15 protein-coding genes are annotated in these 19,067 nt (G+C 68.6%); 13 read left to right on the top strand and 2 right to left on the bottom strand.

Annotation, left to right across the window (positions count from 1 at the left end; translation table 11 throughout):
* Window positions 1–2: 2 nt before the first annotated feature.
* From M0G41_RS17025 to M0G41_RS16995, 7 genes are all read left to right on the top strand, one after another.
* Entirely contained in the window at window positions 3–2,126 is a 2,124-nt protein-coding gene (locus M0G41_RS17025; protein WP_248211255.1) for an EAL domain-containing protein, read from the top strand.
* 336 nt (window positions 2,127–2,462) lie between these two features.
* Window positions 2,463–2,942, top strand: a complete 480-nt coding sequence (locus M0G41_RS17020) for a fasciclin domain-containing protein (RefSeq protein ID WP_248211253.1) — start codon at window positions 2,463–2,465, stop codon at window positions 2,940–2,942.
* Between the two features lie 98 nt (window positions 2,943–3,040).
* Window positions 3,041–3,595 carry a hypothetical protein gene (locus M0G41_RS17015; RefSeq protein WP_248211249.1) on the top strand — a complete coding sequence of 185 codons (555 nt, stop codon included), beginning with the start codon at window positions 3,041–3,043 and terminating at the stop codon, window positions 3,593–3,595.
* Entirely contained in the window at window positions 3,592–6,243 is a 2,652-nt protein-coding gene (locus M0G41_RS17010; RefSeq protein WP_248211248.1) for a DUF1800 domain-containing protein, read from the top strand. The genes M0G41_RS17015 and M0G41_RS17010 overlap by 4 nt, the downstream gene beginning before the upstream one ends.
* Window positions 6,244–6,253: 10 nt before the next feature.
* Window positions 6,254–7,774: a DUF1501 domain-containing protein gene (locus tag M0G41_RS17005; RefSeq protein WP_248211247.1), complete on the top strand. Its 1,521-nt coding sequence runs from the start codon at window positions 6,254–6,256 to the stop codon at window positions 7,772–7,774.
* A gap of 178 nt (window positions 7,775–7,952) precedes the next feature.
* On the top strand, window positions 7,953–8,843 hold the full coding sequence (locus M0G41_RS17000) for an alpha/beta hydrolase (RefSeq protein ID WP_248211246.1): 891 nt from the start codon (window positions 7,953–7,955) through the stop codon (window positions 8,841–8,843).
* A 58-nt stretch (window positions 8,844–8,901) separates the two neighbouring features.
* Window positions 8,902–10,446: a PQQ-dependent sugar dehydrogenase gene (locus tag M0G41_RS16995; RefSeq protein WP_248211245.1), complete on the top strand. Its 1,545-nt coding sequence runs from the start codon at window positions 8,902–8,904 to the stop codon at window positions 10,444–10,446.
* Window positions 10,447–10,487: 41 nt separating this feature from the next.
* On the opposite strand, the gene M0G41_RS16990 is transcribed toward M0G41_RS16995, so the two are convergent.
* Entirely contained in the window at window positions 10,488–11,897 is a 1,410-nt protein-coding gene (locus tag M0G41_RS16990) for a TolB-like translocation protein (protein ID WP_248211244.1), read from the bottom strand.
* 88 nt (window positions 11,898–11,985) lie between these two features.
* Window positions 11,986–12,588 carry a GNAT family N-acetyltransferase gene (locus tag M0G41_RS16985; protein WP_248211242.1) on the bottom strand — a complete coding sequence of 201 codons (603 nt, stop codon included), beginning with the start codon at window positions 12,586–12,588 and terminating at the stop codon, window positions 11,986–11,988.
* A 112-nt stretch (window positions 12,589–12,700) separates the two neighbouring features.
* Between M0G41_RS16985 and M0G41_RS16980 the strand changes: the two genes are divergently transcribed.
* The 6 genes from M0G41_RS16980 (at window position 12,701) to M0G41_RS16955 (ending at window position 19,022) form a co-directional block, all read left to right on the top strand.
* On the top strand, window positions 12,701–14,128 hold the full coding sequence (locus M0G41_RS16980) for an NfeD family protein (RefSeq protein WP_248211241.1): 1,428 nt from the start codon (window positions 12,701–12,703) through the stop codon (window positions 14,126–14,128).
* Between the two features lie 13 nt (window positions 14,129–14,141).
* Window positions 14,142–14,903 (top strand): slipin family protein, encoded by a 762-nt coding sequence (locus M0G41_RS16975; RefSeq protein ID WP_248211239.1) that lies wholly within the window; start codon window positions 14,142–14,144, stop codon window positions 14,901–14,903.
* 354 nt (window positions 14,904–15,257) lie between these two features.
* On the top strand, window positions 15,258–15,644 hold the full coding sequence (locus tag M0G41_RS16970) for an HU family DNA-binding protein (RefSeq protein WP_248211236.1): 387 nt from the start codon (window positions 15,258–15,260) through the stop codon (window positions 15,642–15,644).
* 340 nt (window positions 15,645–15,984) lie between these two features.
* Window positions 15,985–16,809, top strand: a complete 825-nt coding sequence (locus M0G41_RS16965; RefSeq protein WP_248211234.1) for a hypothetical protein — start codon at window positions 15,985–15,987, stop codon at window positions 16,807–16,809.
* Window positions 16,810–16,936: 127 nt separating this feature from the next.
* A complete protein-coding gene (locus tag M0G41_RS16960; protein WP_248211232.1) occupies window positions 16,937–17,311 on the top strand; it encodes a PH domain-containing protein in 375 nt (124 codons plus the stop codon).
* Between the two features lie 640 nt (window positions 17,312–17,951).
* Complete coding sequence (locus M0G41_RS16955; RefSeq protein ID WP_248211231.1) at window positions 17,952–19,022, top strand: calcium/sodium antiporter; 1,071 nt, start codon at window positions 17,952–17,954, stop codon at window positions 19,020–19,022.
* Window positions 19,023–19,067 lie beyond the last annotated feature (45 nt).

Below are 19,067 nucleotides of genomic sequence, written 5' to 3'. Positions count from 1 at the left end.
GCATGCTCCCCGACTCCGCCAGCGCGCTGATCTCGGGCCTGCCCACCCCCCTGCTGCTTCTCGATGCCGACGGCACCCTGGTGCTGGCGAACCAGCAGGCCCAGGAGTTGGTCTGCGAGATTGACAGCGTCCGCGGCAGGCCGCTGCAGGCCTGCCTGCCACCAGGCAATGCGCTGACTGAGCGCATGGAAGAGTGCCGCCGCAGCCGGCAGGCCCTGCCGATCCGCCTCGACTTCGCCACCGCCGGCCAGGAACGCCTGCATGCCACGCTGACCCATATTGCCGATGGCACCCCGCGGGGCTGCTACGTGGCCTGCCTGAAGACGCACGGCGAGGCGGTCAAACGCTTCGTCATGCTGCGTGAGCAGCTGGACCGACTGGATGCCGAGGTGGCGCGGCGCAGCCTGGCCGAATCCGCGCTGCGGGATCGCGAAGCCTGGCTCAGGGTGGTGCTGCACAGCATCGCCGACGGGGTGCTGACCGCCGACCAGCATCTGAAGATTACCTGGATGAATCCCACCGCGGCATCGATGTGCGGCTGGACCGAGTCCGAAGCGCTCGGCAAGCCGGTCGAGCAGGTCCTGGATCTGGTTCACGAGCAGACCCGGCGCCCCGCCCCCAACCCGCTGACGCTGGCGCTGCGCGAGCGGCGGACGACCGGCATGCAGGACGACACCGTGCTGCTGTCGCGCGATGGCCGGGAGATTGCCGTCGAGGATTCGGCTGCACCCATCTTCGATGATCGCGGCGGCCTGGCCGGCGGGGTGATCGTCTTCCACGACGTGAGCGAGCGACGACGACTGGCCCGCGAGATGGCCGAACGCGCAGCGCACGATTCGCTGACCGGCCTGCTCAATCGCGCCGAGTTCGAGGCGCGGCTGGCCGGAGCCCTTCAGACCAGCGGCGCCTCGGATGAGGTCCATAGCCTGATGTATGTGGATCTTGACCACTTCAAGGTGGTCAACGACACCTGTGGGCATCCCGTCGGGGACCAGATGCTGCGCGAGGTCTCGACCGTGCTGGCTCGTGCGGTACGCGTCACAGACGTGATCGCCCGCCTGGGCGGCGACGAGTTCGGCGTACTGCTGCCGAACTGCGATCTGGAAGCGGCCCTGCGGGTGTGCGACACCCTGCTGAAGCAGCTCGGCCTGTTCCGTTTCGAACACGAGGGCCGACGCTTCCGGGTCGGCGCCTCGATCGGACTGGTCCTGGTCGACGGCAGCGTGGCCCCTGCCGAGGTGCTGATGCAGGCGGCGGACACCGCCTGCTATGCGGCCAAGGAAGCCGGCGGGCAGCAGGTGAAGATCTGGCAGGAGCGCGGCGCGGCGGCCGAGGTCCGTGGCCGCATGGTCTGGGTGCAGCGGCTGAACGAGGCTCTGGAGGACGACGCCTTCGAGCTGTTCCTGCAGCGCATCGAGCCCATCCACCCGGGGCGCGGCAGGGCCCATGTGGAGGCGCTCCTGCGTCTTCGCGATCCCGACGGCTCGCTGATTCCGCCGGGCACCTTCCTGCCGGCGGCCGAGCGCTTCCGGATGGGGCCCGCCATCGATCGCTGGGTGCTCGGCTCGGTGATCAAGCGGCTGGCCTTGGATCCGAGGGCCGACGTCGAACTGGCGGTGAATTTCTGCGGCCAATCGATCGGCGACCGTTCGTTCCGCAACGATGTGCTGAGGATGCTGCGTGAGGCAGGCGAGGGCTGCTGCGGCCGTCTTTGCGTGGAGGTGACCGAGACCAGCGTGGTCGGCAACCTCACCGAGGCGGCGACATTCATGGCCCGGCTGCGCGAGTTGGGGGTCAGCGTGGCCCTGGATGACTTTGGTGCCGGCGCCTCCTCCTTCACCTACCTGCGCCGCCTGCCCATCGACCTGCTGAAGATCGACGGGCAGTTCATCGAGGGCCTGCCCGAGGATCGCCTGAGCGGCACAGCGATCCGCTGCTTTGTCGAGGCTGCCCATATCGTCGGCGCCCGCACCATCGCCGAGCGGGTGGAAAGCGAATCGGCCCTGGAGGCGCTGCGCCTGCTGGGCGTCGATCTGGTGCAGGGCTACCTGTGCCATCGGCCGGAACCCTGGGAGGCGGTCTGGCCGCACCTGCCCCGCTTGCTCGCGGCGCGCTCCATCTCCTGAACCGACCTCATCACGGACAGCCCGTCCGGGGTCCGGTTCGGGCGCGAAGTGCGCATTCGCCCCGGTCCCGCTGTAGGAGCCAGCTTGCTGGCGATAGACGCCCCGGATGGGACGATCGCCAGCAAGCTGGCTCCTACATTCGGGTTCTGCGGAAGGTCTTCTTCGCGCCCCTCCCTGCCATCCCGCCCCGGGTGACGCCCCCGTCAACCTCACACAACGTTTCCCTCACAACAATGACGACGCGCTTCACCCGCGCTGTACCGCCGGTTGACGTAGCCCCGTGCAGACTCCATGGCGTCGCGAACAACGACACCCACCCCATACCGGAGTCGCATCATGTTCAAACGTTTTGTTGTGCTGGCCGCCGCTGCGCTGTTCTCGCTGTCCGCCGTTGCCGGTCATCATGAGAAGGGCAAGACCGTTGTCGACGTTGCCGCCGGCAACCCTGACTTCTCCACCCTGGTCACCGCAGTGAAGGCTGCCGGCCTGGCAGACACCCTGTCCGGCGCCGGCCCGTTCACCGTCTTCGCCCCGACCAATGACGCCTTCGCCAAGCTTCCGGCGGGCACCGTCGAGAATCTGCTCAAGCCGGAGAACAAGGAGCAGCTGATCGCGGTTCTGACCTATCACGTCGTCCCGGGCAAGGTCATGGCCGCCGACGTGGTCAAGCTGGATTCGGCCAAGACGGTCAACGGAAAGGCGGTCCAGATCGACACCTCGGCCGGCGTCAAGGTCGATAACGCCACCGTGACCGCCACCGACATCGGCGCCAGCAACGGCGTGGTGCACGTCATCGACACCGTGATCCTGCCGTAACTGCCAAGCCTGTCTCAGAATGCAAGGGCCGCCCCTGACCGGGCGGCCCTTTCGTTTTTTCATGTCAACCGATTCCGAGGCCCTGCGTTGACGAAGGCATGACCCGCGTTCTCCTGCTCCTCCTGCTCTGCTCACCGCTGGCCGCTGGCGCTGCCGAGGGCTGCCGCAACCTCAGCGGTCTGCCGATCATCCAGGGCGTGCTGTGGGATGACGTCTGGGAGGCGATGGACAGCACCTCGAACTGCACGCAGAACTGCCATCTCGGCTTCGTCCCGGCGGGCGACCTCGATCTCTCCAACCGCCAGCTCTCGATCTACTTCCTCGTCGGCCAGCTCTCGGCGCAGTCGGGAGCATCGCAGCGGGTGATCCCCGGGGACCCCAGGCGCTCCCTGCTGTTCCAGAAGATCGCCTGCGAGACGCCCGACGTCGGCATGCCGATGCCGCCGGGCGGCCATGTGCCGCCGCTGCTGCAGGAACTGATTTACGACTGGATCGAGCAGGGCGCCTATGGTGAGAGCGCCGAGGATCCCATTCCGCGCGACTTCCTGTTCCGCGATTCGATGGAATCGCTGCGCTGCGTGGTGGATGGCCAGACCGCCGACCATCGCGCCTGTACCGGCATCAAACAGCCCTGGAGGGGAACCCGATCATGAACCTATCGATTCGCCGAAGCGCCGCAGCCATGGCGCTGATGCTGGCCAGCACGGCCCAGGCCTACGAGATCGGACCGGAGATCAGTGGCACCTTCTTCGACCCGGCCCAGAGCGGGCACGGCTACATCCTCGAATACCTTGAAACCGACAGCGGCCCTCTGCTGGCGGTGTCCTGGTTCGCCTACTCCGACGGCGAGCCGGTCTGGCTGGTCGGTGCCGGTCCGATCGACGGCGATACCGCCAGCATCCCGCTGTCGATCGGCAGCGGCGGCGACTTCCCGCCGCGCTTCGTCGCTAGCCAGGCGACGCTGTCCGACTGGGGCACGCTGACCCTGCGCTTTTCCGGCTACAAGCAGGGCAGCGCCAGCTGGAACAGCCCACTGGCCGGCTTCGGCAGCGGCAGCATGCCGATCGTGCGCCTGACCTCGCTGTCGCTGGCCCACGACCTGCCCACCGGGCGGGTTGCCGCCTGCCACAGCGGCAGCTGGTTCGATGCCAGCCAGCCGGGCCACGGGCTGTTCGTCGAGATCATCGGACCGCCCGGGCAGGAGCAGATGGTCGCCATCTGGTACGCCTACCTCAATGGCGCCCAGCGCTGGATGACCGCGGTCGGCCCGATCAACGGCAGCCGCGCCGAGCTGACGGTGAGCCAGCCGCGCGGCGCCGACTTCCCGCCCAACTTCCGCAGCAGCGATGTTGTGGAGCAGCCCTGGGGCAGCCTGGTATTCGAGGCGGTCGACGGCGACTCGGCCCGGCTGAGCTGGACCAGCACCCTGTCAGGCTACGGCAGCGGCAACCTCGACCTCACCCGGCTCAGCACGCCGGCCGGCTACGAGTGCGGCGATGTCGACGCCGACAAGGCCTCGCGCTTCCTGACCCAGGCCAGCTTCGGGCCCAATCCTCAGGCCGTGGATGAAGTCCGCCAGCTGGGCCCGGCCGGCTGGATCGACCGCCAGCTGGGCCTTGAGCCCACCCTGCAGCGACCCACCGTGGAGCAACAGGTCGCCGCAGCGGTTGCGGTCGACCCGCGGCCCGGCCCCCAGCAGATCGTGTTCCGCCTGGATCGCTGGTTCTCGAGCGCCCTCTACGCCCCCGATCAGCTGCGCCAGCGGATGGCCTTCGCCCTGTCGCAGATCATGGTGGTGTCCGACATCAGCCAGCTGGTCAACGTGCCGACCGTGGTCGCCGAGTACAACGACCTGCTGCTGCGTGGCGCCTTCGGCGCCTACCGCGACCTGCTGCGCGATGTCACCTACAGCCCGGCCATGGGCATCTACCTGACCCACCTGCGCAACCAGAAGACCGACTGGACACTGGACCCGGATGGCGCCCTGGTGGCCGGCGCCACCCAGCCGGACGAGAACTACGCCCGTGAGGTCATGCAGCTGTTCTCCATCGGGCTCAAGGAGCTGCGCCTCGACGGCACGCCGATCGAGCAGGACGGGCAGCCGGTGCCGACCTATGACCAGACCCTGATCACCCAGACCGCCAAGGTCCTGACCGGGCTCAGCTACGACTGCAGCGGCCCGACCACCATCGGCGGCATCACCCTCAATCGCAACTGCGGCCGGGTGGACGACAGCACCCGCTTCTTCTCGCCCACGGTGTTCTTCTCGACGCCCTCGCGCTATGCCGTGCCCGGCACGATCACCGGCCTTGCCCACCCGGACTTCTACCGGCCGATGAAGTGCTTCCCGCGCTATGCCGACACCGGTCGCTCGGCGACCGCCTCGAACAACTTCGCCATCCTGCCGGCGCCGAACGACCGCAAGATCCTGCTGGCCGGTGTCACCATTCCGCCCAGCGAGGTCGCCTGCCACGCCGGCACCGGCGGCGCCGATCAGCAGGCCTGCATCGATTACTGCGAGAACCAGATCGACACCCTGGTCGACACCCTGGCCGCGCATCCCAACGTCGGCCCGAACTTCGCACGCCTGCTGATCCAGCGCTTCACCACCAGCAATCCGAGCCCGGGCTATATCGAGCGGGTCGCCCAGGTCTTCGAGAACGACGGCAGCGGCGTGCGCGGCAACCTCGGCGCCATGCTCCGCGCCATCCTGCTCGACCCGGAGGCGCGGGCCACCCCGGCGCGCAACTTCGGCAAGCTGCGCGAGCCGCTGCTCAAGCTGACCGCCCTGTGGCGCGCCCTGCAGGCGCAGCCGGCGCCCAACGGTTTCGTCGGCGCGATCGACACCAGCCGCTTCCTTGCCCAGCGGCCGCTGGCGGCGCCCTCGGTCTTCAACTTCTACTCGCCCGACTACACCCAGCCCGGCGTGCTCTCCGACGCCGGGCTGGTCGGCCCGGAATTCGAGATCCTCAACGAGTCCACCGCCATCAGCAGCTCGGACGGACTGCTTGCGGTGCTGTTCAACGGCTACCGGCTGGATGCCAACAACAACATCAGCACGGCAAACCCGCAGGCCTACGCCAATATCCCGCCGGCGGTGCTCGACGCCCTGCCGCGTGGCTCGGCGGCCCTGGTCGATGCGCTGGATGACGCCCTGCTCTACGGGCAGATGCCGGCCGGCATGCGCAGCAAGCTGATCGCCCTGCTGGATGGCGAGATGGCCACGGCCGACCACCGCCTACGGGTGCTGAACCTGACCCACCTGATCGCCATCTCGCCGGCCTTTGCCGCCCAGCTCTGAGGAGACCGCCATGAACTGCAACGCTCCCGATTCGCGCCGGCGCTTCCTCAAGGGCCTGGGTGGCTGCCTCGGCGCTGCCAGCCTTGGCAGCCTGCTGCCGCAGCTCGCGCTGATTCCGCGCACCGCCTTCGCCCAGGCGGCCGGCGACTACCGCGCCCTGGTCTGCATCTATCTCGCCGGGGCCAATGACAGCTTCAATCTGCTGGTGCCGCGCGACAGCGAGTCCGCCGGCAGCCTCTACGACAGCTACCGCAATGCGCGCGGAGGGGTGTACTCGGGCAGCAATGCCAGCGGGCTTGCCCTGCCCTTTTCCGAGCTGCTGCCGGTGCGCCCGCAGGGCAGCAGCGTCGACTACGGCCTGCACCCCTCGATGGCCGACTACACGGCCACCAATGGGGGCGCCAATCAGGCCCACTCCGGACTCCACACCCTGTTCCAGCAGGGTGATGCGGCCTTCGTCTGCAATATGGGGCCGCTGCTCGAGCCGATCAGCCGCAGCGAGTACCTGGCCGGTGCGCCGCGCCCTGCGCAGCTGTTCTCGCACAACGATCAGGAGCGCCTCTGGCACATCGGCTCCGGTACGCAGCGTGACAGCAACGCCCGATTCGGCTGGGGCGGTCAGCTGGCCAAGGCGACCGCCGGCGGCGCCCTCGGCAACGGCCTTTCGCCGACCCTCTCGGTGGCCGGCGCGGCGCACTTCCTGGTCGGCGATGGCCTGCTGCCCTACCAGCTGGGCAGCGACGGGGTGAACCTGATCGACCAGTACAGCGCCAGCGGCGGGCCGAACTTCTCGGCCGCCAAGCGCGCCGTGCTCGACGACCTGCTGGCCGACAGCTACGACAGCCCCTTCATGCAGGGCTATGCCAACACCGTGCAGCGCTCGCTGGAGGTCGGCGAGAGCATCGCCGGCTTCCTCGATGGCCCGGACGGGGCGCTGCAGACGGTGTTCCCGGCCGGCAACTCGCTGGCCTCGCAGCTCGCCATCGTCGCCCGGATGATCAAGATCAGCCGCGACCAGCTCGGCGCCCGGCGCCAGGTCTACTACGTGCGCTATGGCAGCTTCGACCTGCACAGCGGCATGTTCGAGGCCGGCGGCTCGCTGACCGACAGCGGTCATGGCGAGCTGCTGACCGACGTCAACCAGGCGCTCGGCGCGTTCTGGAGCGCGCTCGGCGAGATCGGCGCCCGCGACGCGGTCACCACCTTCAGCATGAGCGAGTTCGCCCGCACCCTGTCCGGCAACGGCAACGGCAGCGACCACGCCTGGGGCGGCAACCAGTTCGTCTTCGGCGGCGCGGTGGAGGGCGGCAAGCTCTACGGCCGCTACCCGCGACTGGCCATCAACGCCGATGACAACGCGGCGATGGAGTGGAGCCTCAACCGCGGGCAGTACATTCCGACCACGGCGATCGAGCAGTACGGCGCCACCCTCGCCCGCTGGATGGGCGTCACCGACAGCGCAGCGTTGAACGCCCTGTTCCCGCGCCTGTCGGCGTTCGACGGCAGCAATCTGGGCTTCATGCAAGGGTAGGTCAGCTCAGGGCGCCAAGAAGACCTCCCGCACAACCCGCATGAGCCAGCTTGCTGGCGACAGTCGCCCCGGAAGGGACCATCGCCAGCAAGCTGGCTCCTACAGTGGGACCGAGGCGAATGCGCACCCCACGCCCGGAAGCGACCACCCCCACATTTCCGCTGATAGCCTTCCCACCATGCCCCGCGCGACGATTGGCGAGATCGAACTGGACTACGACTGCCTCGGGCCGGAGGAGGGCCCGGCGCTGGTCCTGATCATGGGCCTGTCGATGCAGCGCACGGCCTGGCCGCGGTCGCTGATCGAGGCGCTGGCCGAGGCGGGGCTGCGGGTGATCACCTTCGACAATCGGGACATCGGTCTCAGCACGCGCTACCACCAGACACCCGCACCCAACCTGCTGCGGGTGGCGGCGGTGCGGCTGACCGGACGGAGGCCGGCCCTGCCCTACACGCTCGGCGACCTGGCGGACGATGCAGCGGGACTGCTCGACCGGCTGGGCATCGCCCGCGCCCACGTTGCCGGCATCTCGATGGGCGGAATGATCGCCCAGCAGTTCGCCCTGCGACACCCTGCACGGTTGGCCAGCCTCGGCCTGCTGGCCAGTAGCAGCGGTCGCCTCGGCCTGCCGCTGCCGCGCGCGTCCGTGCTGCGCCTGATGCGCACTCGGCCAGTCGGCGCCGACGAGCATGCGGCGGTCGACTACATCGACCGGCTGTTCGGGGTGCTCGCCGGTCCCGGATGGCCGACCGCTGCCGAAGAGCGCCGGGCCCGGGCGCTGGAGGCGGTTCGCCGCGCGCCAACGGGGCGCAGCAGCGAGCGGCAGCTGGCGGCGATCCTTGCCGACCGCCGTGCCCACCTGCTGGGCACGATCAGGGCACCGACCCTGGTCCTGCACGGCGACGCCGACCCGATGCTCCCCAGCGCGCACGGCCGCGACCTGGCGAGACGGATCGCCGGCTCGCGTTACGTCGAGATCAGCGGCTGGGGCCACGACCTGCCCGATGGGCTGATGCCCGATCTTGCCCGCCGGCTCGCCGAACACGTGCATGCCGCGGTGCAGCGATGACCGTCAGTCGCTGCGAGGATAAACTCCGAAACGTTTCGTAGACAGGAGGGACGAGGCCATGAGCATTCGCGCACTGATGATCCTGCTGGGACTGCTGCTGTCGACCGGCAGCGCCGCCCAGACGGTCGATCTCCGCCTCACCGAACTCTACAGCGGGCTGAGCCAGCCCCTGTTCGTCACCCACGCCGGCGACGGCAGCGGACGGCTCTTCATCGTCGAGCAGAGTGGACGCATCCTGGTCGCAAGGAACGGCGTCCTGCAGAACGAGCCCTTCCTCGACATGCAGACCCTGGTCTCGGGCGCCAGCGAGCAGGGTCTGCTGGGTCTTGCCTTCGCCCCCGATTTCGCGAGCAGCGGGCGCTTCTACGTCAACTACACCAACCTCGCCGGCGGCACCATCATCTCGCGATTCACGGTCAACCCGAGCAACCCCGACCGGGTCGAGCTGTCCGCCGAACAGCCGCTGCTGGCCTACGCCCAGCCATTCACCAACCACAATGGTGGCTGGATGGGCTTCGGTCCCGACGGCTACCTGTACATTGCCAGCGGCGACGGCGGATCGGGCGGCGATCCGCAGAACCACGGCCAGCGGCTCGACACCCTGCTGGGCAAGATGCTGCGCATCGACGTTTCCGGCGAGCAGATGGCCATCCCGCCGGACAATCCCTTCGTCGGCCAGTCCGGCGCGCAGCCGGAGATCTGGGCCTATGGCCTGCGCAACCCCTGGCGCGCGAGTTTCGACCGTGAAACCGGCGACCTGTGGATCGCCGATGTCGGCCAGGGACGCGTCGAAGAGGTCAACTTCCAGCCGGGCGGGATCGCCGGCGGGCGCAACTACGGCTGGCGCGTGCTCGAGGGCACGCTCTGCCGCGACAGCGGCTGCAGCAGCGCCGGCACGGTGCTGCCGGTGACCGAGTACGGCCGCGACCTGGGCTGCTCCGTCACCGGCGGCTACGTTTACCGGGGCAGCCGCTACCCCGCCCTTCGCGGCACCTACCTGTTCGGCGACTTCTGCAGCGGCCGCGTGTTCGGGCTGAGGCGCGTGGCAGCCGGCGAGACTGCGGCATCTTTCGAGCGCGAGCAGCTGGCCTCGGCGCAGCTGCCGATCTCCAGCTTCGGCGAGGACGAGGAGGGCAACCTCTACCTGGTCAGCTACGACGGCCGGGTGTTCCTGATCTCCGACGGTGAGCCGAGCAGTGGCCTCATGATCGACCAGCGCTTCACCGGCACCTGGTTCGATCCGGCACAGGCCGGCCACGGCGTTTTCGTCGAGGTGCTCGACGGCGGCCAGCTGGTGGCCTACTGGTTCACCTTCGACAGCCAGGGCAGGCAGGCCTGGTTCGGCGGCGTCGGCACAATCGAGGGCGACCGGGTGAGCATGCAGGCACTGCGCGCCGAGGGCGGTCGCTTCCCGCCGGCCTTCGACCCCGGGGCGGTCAGCTACCCGGTGCTGGGCACCCTGACCCTGCGCTTCGAGAGCTGCCGCCGGGGCGTCATCGAGTACCAGCTCGGGGAGGGTTTCGGCAGCGGCAGCATGGTGCTCGAGCGGCTGACCGAGCCGCTGGGCGCGGCCTGCGACGACGGCCCCTCAAGGGCACGCTGATCGCCTGCGCCCGCCGGCCGCCCGCCTCCGCCGACGCCCGCTCAGTCGAAGCTGTGATCGAAGATGAGGTCGCGGGCGAAGTGATTCGGCGCGACGTAGACATCGAGCTGATTGTTGGTATCGCCGGCATCCAGCGCGTTGCGGGTGGTGAGCGCGATGCGCGTGCCGCTGTGGTTGATGTCGGCGCCCTGTCGGGGCGTCGCGGTGCGCGCCTCGCAATCGTTGCCGAACTGCCGGCTCTCTCCCAGCACTCTGGCCCTGCGCGGCGTCTCACCCTGCAGGTCGACCAGGTAGTACTCGCTGGTGTTGTCCACCGGATCGAACACCAGTCCACAGGCTGTACCCTGCACATCGGGAGGGATCGGGATGCGCCGGGGAATGCTCTCGCGGGTGAAGATCGCAAAGCGCCCGTTGCCCGAGATGCGCACGTCGTTGGCCGAGCCGGTCAGGCCGCCCGATAGCAGGATCACCCGGTCCTCGATCACGTCGTAGAGATAGACATCAAGGTCGTCGTCGGCGTCCTCCCCCGGCACCATCGGCGCACTGGTCGAGAACACGAAACGGTTGCCATCGGCCGCGGCCTCGGCCTCGAGGAAGCGATTGCGTTCGGCCAGACGCAGGCTGCGCCGCACCGTGATCCCGGCGTCGCTGGCATCCGCGATCACCAGGCCCGACTCGCCGCAGTCCGGGTTGCCCATCTCGCAGCGCTCGTAGGCGATGCTGTAGACGAAGGACAGCCGGCTGCCTCCGTTGCTGATCCACAGGTCCTTGTTCTCGCGATGCGCGACGTTGCTGACCGGCTCGGCGGAGAAGGCGCCGACGCCCAGGCTGCCGCTGTCGCTGTCGTCCTGCGCGCAGGAAAGGCACTCGGTCGAATCGCCCTTGCCGAGGAAGGGGGGCACCCGGCGGAAGTAGATGTCATAGCTGTTGCTGGGGCTCGGCGCCCCGCTGCGAAGGATGTTCGAGGCAAAACCGTAGGGCTTGCCGAACTGGGCGATGATCGGCTTGCTCGGACGGTCAAGGCAGGCCGCGCCGCCGACGCTTGTCTGCGTGCCGGTCAGCGCGTTGCGCAGGTTCAGAACACGGTTGCAGCCGGCCTTGCCCGGCACGGCTTCCGAGTCGAAGGCCAGCACCCGGCCATCGGAACTCAGGGTGAAGTCGCGGCCGGAGCTGCGCAGCCCTGGCGCCGGCACCACTTCGGAGCTCGACTGCGACAGGTCGCGGATCACCAGCTGGCCCTCGCCGTCGCGGGCGAAGGCAATGCGCACGCCGTCCGCCGACAGGCTGGGAAAGCGCGTCGCATGGGCATGCGCCGAGGGTTCGACCGCGCTGAACACGCCGCTGTTGGCGTAGAACTGTTCGACCTCGGAGACCGGAACCTGTGCCGGCGCGTTGCACGCCAGCCCCGCGAGAGCGACGCCCAGCAGGCGCCTGCGCCAAACACCACCCATCGTTCCCCCCAGACCCTGCGGGATTCGAACAGGCGGCCAGCATACGCCGGTTTGCCCGGCATTGCCCGAACTCGGCCACTCCGGCGTACTACCCGGGCGCGCGCCAGGGCCAGGCGACAACCTCCCAAAGCTCGGCGTCGTCGCGATAGCGATCCACCGGCTCGAAGCCGATCCGGTAGTGTGCCCGGCGGGAGATCTCGTTGCGCAGGGCGATCTCGGTTACACAGAGCTCCACCGAGGAAGGCAGCAGGTCGCGCGTCGCCCTATAGAGCCGACCGATCAGGCCACGGCCGCGCCAGCCCGCAGCCACGCAGACCTGGCCGCCCACGACATACTCCCAGTCGGCCAGCCGCCGACCGCGGAACGGCATGCGGTCGAAGGCCTCGAACATCGGCACCAGGCTGGGGATCTCGGCACGCATGTCCGGGCCCATGCACAGGCTGTAGCCGACCACCTCATCGTCATCCAGCAGCACCGCCTGCGGCAGGCGCTGCGCCATCGCCGCCAGCTGCTCCACTGTATGGCGGACAAAGACGAAACCGTCGCGGTCCTGGTCGGCCTCGCTGAGCTGACTGAAATGGTTGCGCCGCTGCAGATCGAGGATCTGCGCGATACGCGCCGGAGAGTCGGCCACGGCCACGCGCAGGCGGTCCGGATCGTGATCGGAAACGGTAGGCGGCGCAGTGATCATGGCGGCTCGTCGATCAGGGCGGTGGCCGATGCTAGCAATCCCCGCGGCAGCACGCCTGTCCCCGATTGCGGCCTTGACGGGCCGCTTCACCGACCGGGAGTACACTGGCGTCATGAGGTACCGGTGGCTCGCCATCGCCGTTCTGCTCACCGCCTGGGCCGGCCTGCAGGCCATGGCCCCGGCCGCTGCGCCGGCACAGCCGGGCTCAGCACCGAAGGTGTACACGGTGGAGATTGACGGCGCCATCGGCCCGGCCACCACCGAGCTGCTGCAGCGCGCGCTGCGTGAGGCCGAGGCGGCGTCGGCCGCGGCCCTGGTGCTGCGCATCGACACCCCCGGCGGGCTGGAAGCTGCCACCCGCGACATCGACCAGGCGATCCTCTCGGCGCCGCTGCCGGTGGTCGTCTGGGTTGCGCCTGCCGGGGCGCGCGCGGCCAGCGCCGGCACCTTCATCGTCTACGCCAGCCATGTGGCGGCCATGGCCCCCGGCACCCATCTTGGTGCGGCCACGCCGGTGGCGCTCGGCGGTGGATCGCCCGGCGGTCCCGGCAAGGCCCCTGGCCCGACAGCCGATGAGAGCGCGCCGGAGTCCGAGCCGGGCGCCGACGAGGCCAGCGGGAAGGGCTCGGCGCCTGGCCCCGCCACGGCGCTGGAACGCAAGGCGATCAACGACACCGCGGCCCACCTGCGCTCGATGGCCGAGCTGCGCGGCCGCAATGCCGAGTGGGCCGAGCGCGCCGTGCGCGAGGGCGTCAGCCTGACCGCCAGCGAGGCGCTGGAACAGGGCGTGGTGGAAGTTCTGGCCGCCGATCTGGACGCCCTGCTGGCCGCACTGGACGGCCGTGAGGTCAGGCTCGGCGAGGACAGAGTGGTCCTGCGCACCGCCGGCGCCGAGATTGTCGAGGTCGAGGCGGGCTGGCGTTACCGGCTTCTCGCCCTGATCACCCATCCGAACGTGGCCTATCTGCTCCTGCTGGCCGGGCTCTACGGTCTGCTGCTGGAGGGCTACAACCCCGGCGTGCTGGTGCCCGGTGTCGTCGGCGTGATCTGCCTGTTGCTCGCTGCCTATGCTTTGCAGATGCTGCCGGTGAACTACGCCGGGCTGGCCCTGATCCTGCTCGGCCTGCTGCTGATGGTCGGAGAGCTGCTGACGCCCAGTTTCGGCGTGCTCGGCATCGGCGGGCTGGCGGCGCTGGTGTTCGGCTCGGTAGTGCTCTTCGATGCCGACATTCCCGGCTTCGGTGTCTCGCGCGGGCTGATCGGCGGCATCGCGCTGTCCACCGGCGCGCTGATGCTGCTCGGCCTGCACCTGCTGGCCCGCGCCCGGAAGCGCCCGGTGCCCGGCGTGCTGGATGAGGAAGCCGCCGATGCCGGCGCCAGCCACGCGGTCGCCCTGTCCGACTTCGACGGCCACGGCCGGGTCCGCGCCCGCGGCGAGGTCTGGCAGGCCATGAGCCGCGGTCCGGTGCGCGCCGGTCAGACCGTCCGCGTACTCGGCATGGACGGGCTGGTACTGAAGGTCGAAGCCGGCAAGGACTGAAGGGAGGAGCGCCATGGAAATGTTCTCGATGTGGTTGACCGTCGCGGTATTCGTCTTCGCGCTGCTGGCCAGCGCGGTGAAGGTGCTGCGCGAGTACGAACGCGCGGTCGTGTTCACTCTGGGCCGCTTCTGGAAGGTCAAGGGCCCGGGCCTGATCATCATCATCCCTGTGGTTCAGAGCATGGAGCGCGTCGACCTGCGCACCCTGGTCATGGATGTCCCCAGCCAGGACGTGATCTCGCGCGACAACGTCTCGGTGAAGGTCAATGCGGTGCTCTACTTCCGGGTGATCGATCCCGAGAAGGCGATCATCAACGTCGAGCGCTACCTCGAGGCGACCAGCCAGCTGGCCCAGACCACCCTGCGCTCGGTGCTGGGCCAGCACGAGTTGGATGAGATGCTCTCCGAGCGCGACCGGCTCAACGACGACATCCAGAGGATCCTCGATGTCCAGACCGAGGCCTGGGGCATCAAGGTGGCCAATGTCGAGATCAAGCACGTCGACATCGACGAGAGCATGGTCCGGGCCATCGCGCGGCAGGCCGAGGCCGAGCGCCAGCGCCGGGCCAAGGTGATCCACGCCGAAGGCGAACTGCAGGCAGCCGAGAAGCTGGTTCAGGCCGGCACCCTGCTCGGAGGCGACCCGCGCGCGATCCAGCTGCGCTACATGCAGACCCTGACCGAGATCGCCGGCGAGAAGACCTCGACCATCGTTTTCCCGATGCCGATGGACCTGATCGAAGCATTTTCCAAGGGCAAGGACCGCCCGGGCTGAGGCTGCGTGACCACGGGGTCAAGGGTCGGAGTTCCGGCCGGACCACACTTCCGTGCGACAATGCAAGGTCATCCCCACCCTGAGAGCACACCGATGAAGAAGGCCCGCATGCGCCGCCGCAAGGCCCGCCTCCGCCGCAACTTCCAGTCGCGCAGCCGCCTGTAAGCCGCGCGGCGTCCCCGACCGGGACACCCAGAACGGCGCCTACGGGCGCCGTTCGCACGTCCGGAGGGCGCTTTTTCAGGGAAAATTTCGCCTCGAAGGCGTCCGACCCATGGTCGAAAGGCTCAAGTCACGCTAGGGTTGGCACCGCGCATCCGCGCACTGCCCCTCATGACTGCAGAGATCGAAACCATGGCAAAAGCAAAGAAGGTTGCGCCGAAGGCTGCGAAGCCGAAGGCCGAGAAGGCTGCCCCGAAGGCGCCGAAGCCGATCAAGGAAGTGATGACCAAGAGCGCCCTGGTCCAGCACCTCGCCGAAACTTCCGGCGTGGCCAGCAAGGACGTCAAGGCGGTAATGGCCGCTCTCGACGGCGCCATCCTCGCCTCGGTGAACAAGAAGGGCGCTGGCGCCTTCGTGCTTCCCGGCGTGCTCAAGATCACCACCCAGCACGTCCCGGCGACGAAGGCCCGCAAGGGCATCAACCCGTTCACCGGCGAAGAGACCACGTTCAAGGCCAAGCCGGCCACGGTCAAGACCAAGGTCCGCCCGCTCAAGCGCCTGAAGGACGCCGCGGTCTAAGCTGCGCCGCCCCCGCCCGGTCACGCCGGGCGGGGACGTTTTGCGCGGACTGCGCGACCGCGCCGGGTCCGCTCGCCCCGCCGCGCGGGGAAACGACCTGATTGTCGGCGCCCAGTCCTTGGCGCGCCCGTCCCGCGTCGCCGCAACTCCGAGCCCTCGTCCGATCGCCCTGCGCACCCGGCTCGCAGCCCCGGCCCGGTCGGCGTAGCCTAGTGACCGGCACAGCCCAGTCGTCCGGGGCCTGTGCGCCGGCCGCGGGGGAATGCGGCGCTGCACAGTGGGCGGTGTCCGCTTCGCCTTGCCTCGGCATTCCGGGTCCATCCCGCACGAGGAGCGCGCCATGAAGACTTTCTGCTGCCTTGCTGCCGGCCTCCTGCTGGCCTGCGCGAACGCCACCGCCGAATCGCCGCCGCCGGGCAGCGCGAGTGGAACGTTCACCCTCAACGACAATCCGGTAGCCCTGCGCCACGCCTACGTCTACCGCGAAGCCGAAGGCTTCTACGATCCAGCGGATCCTACGTGGACCGTAGTGTTCAGCGGCAAGCCGCTGGCCCCGCGCGAAGTCGACGGCAGCGGCATCGACCCCTCGCTGCGAATCGGCCTGACCCTGACCTCGGAGTTCGGCGACGCACCGAGCCTGCAGGTGCTCTCGCAGAACATGTACATCGACGGGTTCAGCCTGTCCGGCGGCGAGTATCCGACGCTGGCGCTGGAGCAGAACGGCCCGGAGGTGTTCTCCGGCCGGATGTTCCTGCCGGAGAAGCAGGAGTTCTTCGACAAGACCTACTTCTATGACCTGCGCTTCCATGCCGTAGTGGTCGATCCCGATGCGCCGATCGGCGACGCGCTGCCCGAGGGCGGCGGCGAACCGGGCGCGGCCTACATCGCCTGGACCCGCGCTGTCCACGCCAAGGACCTCAAGGCCTTGAAGGCCCTGGTCAGCCCGGACATGGCGGCCATGCTGGATTCGCCGGAGGCCGCGGAGGAGCTGGAGTTCATGGCCCTGCTGACGCCCACCGACGTGCGCATCGTCAAGGGCTCCAGCGACGGAAAGACCGCCATCCTGCACATCGAGGGCAAGATGGAGGGCGAGGCGGTCAAGGGCGAGGTCACCATGGAGCGCCAGGGGCCGCTCTGGATGGCCACCTCGACCTCGATGCAATAGCGCCTTCAAGGGCCCGCGCGGGTCCGGGCGAACGGCCCCGCGCCCCTCGCGTCCCATTTCGTCCGCGTCGGCGTCATGATCTTCGCCGGGGCGCTCATGCCCCGATCACCCAGGAAAGGAGCGCGGGATGGGACTGCTGGATGGACTGATGGGCAACGCGTCGAAGGTCGACGCATCCAAGGTGCAGGAAGAATTCGCCCGGATCATGTGCGAGGGCGAGTCGATCGAGCACGCCTACGTGCTGATCCGCGACCAGTTCATCTTCACCAACCGGCGGCTGATCCTGGTCGACAAGCAGGGCCTGACCGGCTCCAAGGTCGAGTACCGCTCGATCCCCTACCGCTCCATCGTGACCTTCAGCATCGAGACCGCCGGCACCTTCGACCTCGACGCGGAGCTGAAGATCGTCCTAAGCGGCGGCATCCTGATCCAGAAGACCTTCAACAAGAAGCTCTCGATCTACGAGGTGCAGCAGGTGCTCGCCAGCTACGTGCTGCGCTGAGCCGCCGCCTCGCCACGGTTGAAGGCGCGCAACGGGCGCAAAGAAGACATTCATAGGGTGCGGCTGGCCGCACCGGGCGTACCGTCCGAACGCGCGTATCGGTGCGCCCAAGGCGCGCCCTATGGAGCTTCGCTGACGCCCAACGAAGCCCGACTGTGGGAGTGCCCTTGGGCGCGACCGCGGAGTTACGGTCCAGCCTCGGTCTGTGGTGAATCCATAGCGCCGCGGTCGCGCCCAAAGGCGCTCCGACAATTTGACTGCGGCGAGGTCTGTTTTGCGGCGCCAACCGGACGTGACAGCGCCGTTGCGTGTGTAGGAGCCAGCTTGCTGGCGATCGTCCCTTCCGGGGCGCCTATCGCCAGCAAGCTGGCTCCTACATTCGGACTCTGCGGTACGTCCGTTTTGCGCCCGTTCTTGCCTTCCGGAAAAGCCCCTTCGAGGCGCTGCCGGGCTGCTGCGGCAGGGTGTCCAGAGCCTTTGCAGGCAGGTCCCGTCAGGGTCGCCGAGAATCGCTATCGGCCGTGGCGGTGATGTCCGAGGCCTTGATGGATCCAATGCGTGCGCACCCGAACGGGCTGGGGTCAATCCGCCCGCGGCGCTATCCTCCGGGGCGTTCTGCCCTCTAAACGAGGCTTCTGGCGTGAGCAATGTCCTGATCTTCATCGCCGGCCTGGCCGCCCTGGTCGCTGGCGCCGAACTGCTGGTACGCGGCGCCTCGCGGATGGCGCTGTCGCTCGGCATTTCGCCGCTGGTGGTCGGGCTGACCATCGTCGCCATGGGCACCAGTGCGCCCGAGGTCGCGGTCTCGGTGGGCGCCGCGATGGGCGGACAGGTTGATATCGCGGTCGGCAACGTGGTCGGCAGCAACATCTTCAACGTGCTGTTCATTCTCGGCGTCTCCGCCCTGATCGTGCCGCTGGTGGTCGATACCCAGATCATCCGCCAGGAGGTGCCGATCATGATCGGCGCCTCAATCCTGCTCCTCTCCTTCGGCATCGACGGCACAATCAGCAACCTCGACGCCGGCCTCCTGCTGTTGCTGCTGATCGTCTACACCAGTTACGTGGTGATCCAGTCGCGCCGCGAGGGCAAGGCGCAGCGGGCGAAGGCCGAATCGTCGGCCGAGCCTCCGCCCGGTCGCCTCTGGCTGCAGCTGCTGCTGATCGCCGCCGGGCTTGGACTTCTCGTCGTCGGCTCGGGCTGGCTGGTCGATGCCTCGACCCAGTTCGCCCGCGCGCTCGGCGTCAGCGACGTCATCATCGGCCTGACCATCGTCGCCGCGGGCACCTCGATGCCCGAGGTCGCCACCTCGATCACCGCGGCCATCCGCGGCGAGCGCGATATCGCCATCGGCAACGTGGTCGGCAGCAATATCTTCAACATCCTCGGCTGCCTCGGCCTCGCCGGCCTCGTCTCCGGCGACGGCCTGCCAATGGCGCCCTCGGTACTGAACTTTGACCTCTGGGTGATGATCGCGGTCGCCTTCGCCTGCCTGCCGGTTTTCATCGTCGGCCGCACCATCGCCCGCTGGGAAGGCGCCCTGTTCCTGTTCTACTTCGTCGCCTACACCGCCTACCTGATCCTCGCCGCCCGCGATCATGACGCCCTCGACGAGTACAGCGGGGTCATGCTCGGCTTCGTGGTGCCGCTGACCGTGGTCACCCTGGTGGTCAGCCTGACGCGCAACGCCCGCAGGCACCCGGCCGCCTGATCCGGCGCTGCGCGCCGCTGTTCCGGGCCGAGGCGCCGGGTCCGA

The organism is Pseudomarimonas salicorniae (genome assembly GCF_023156535.1).
Lineage (GTDB): Bacteria > Pseudomonadota > Gammaproteobacteria > Xanthomonadales > Xanthomonadaceae > Pseudomarimonas > Pseudomarimonas salicorniae.
Note: the sequence above shows the minus strand (reverse complement) of the source record. Positions and strands in the feature narration are given on the sequence as shown.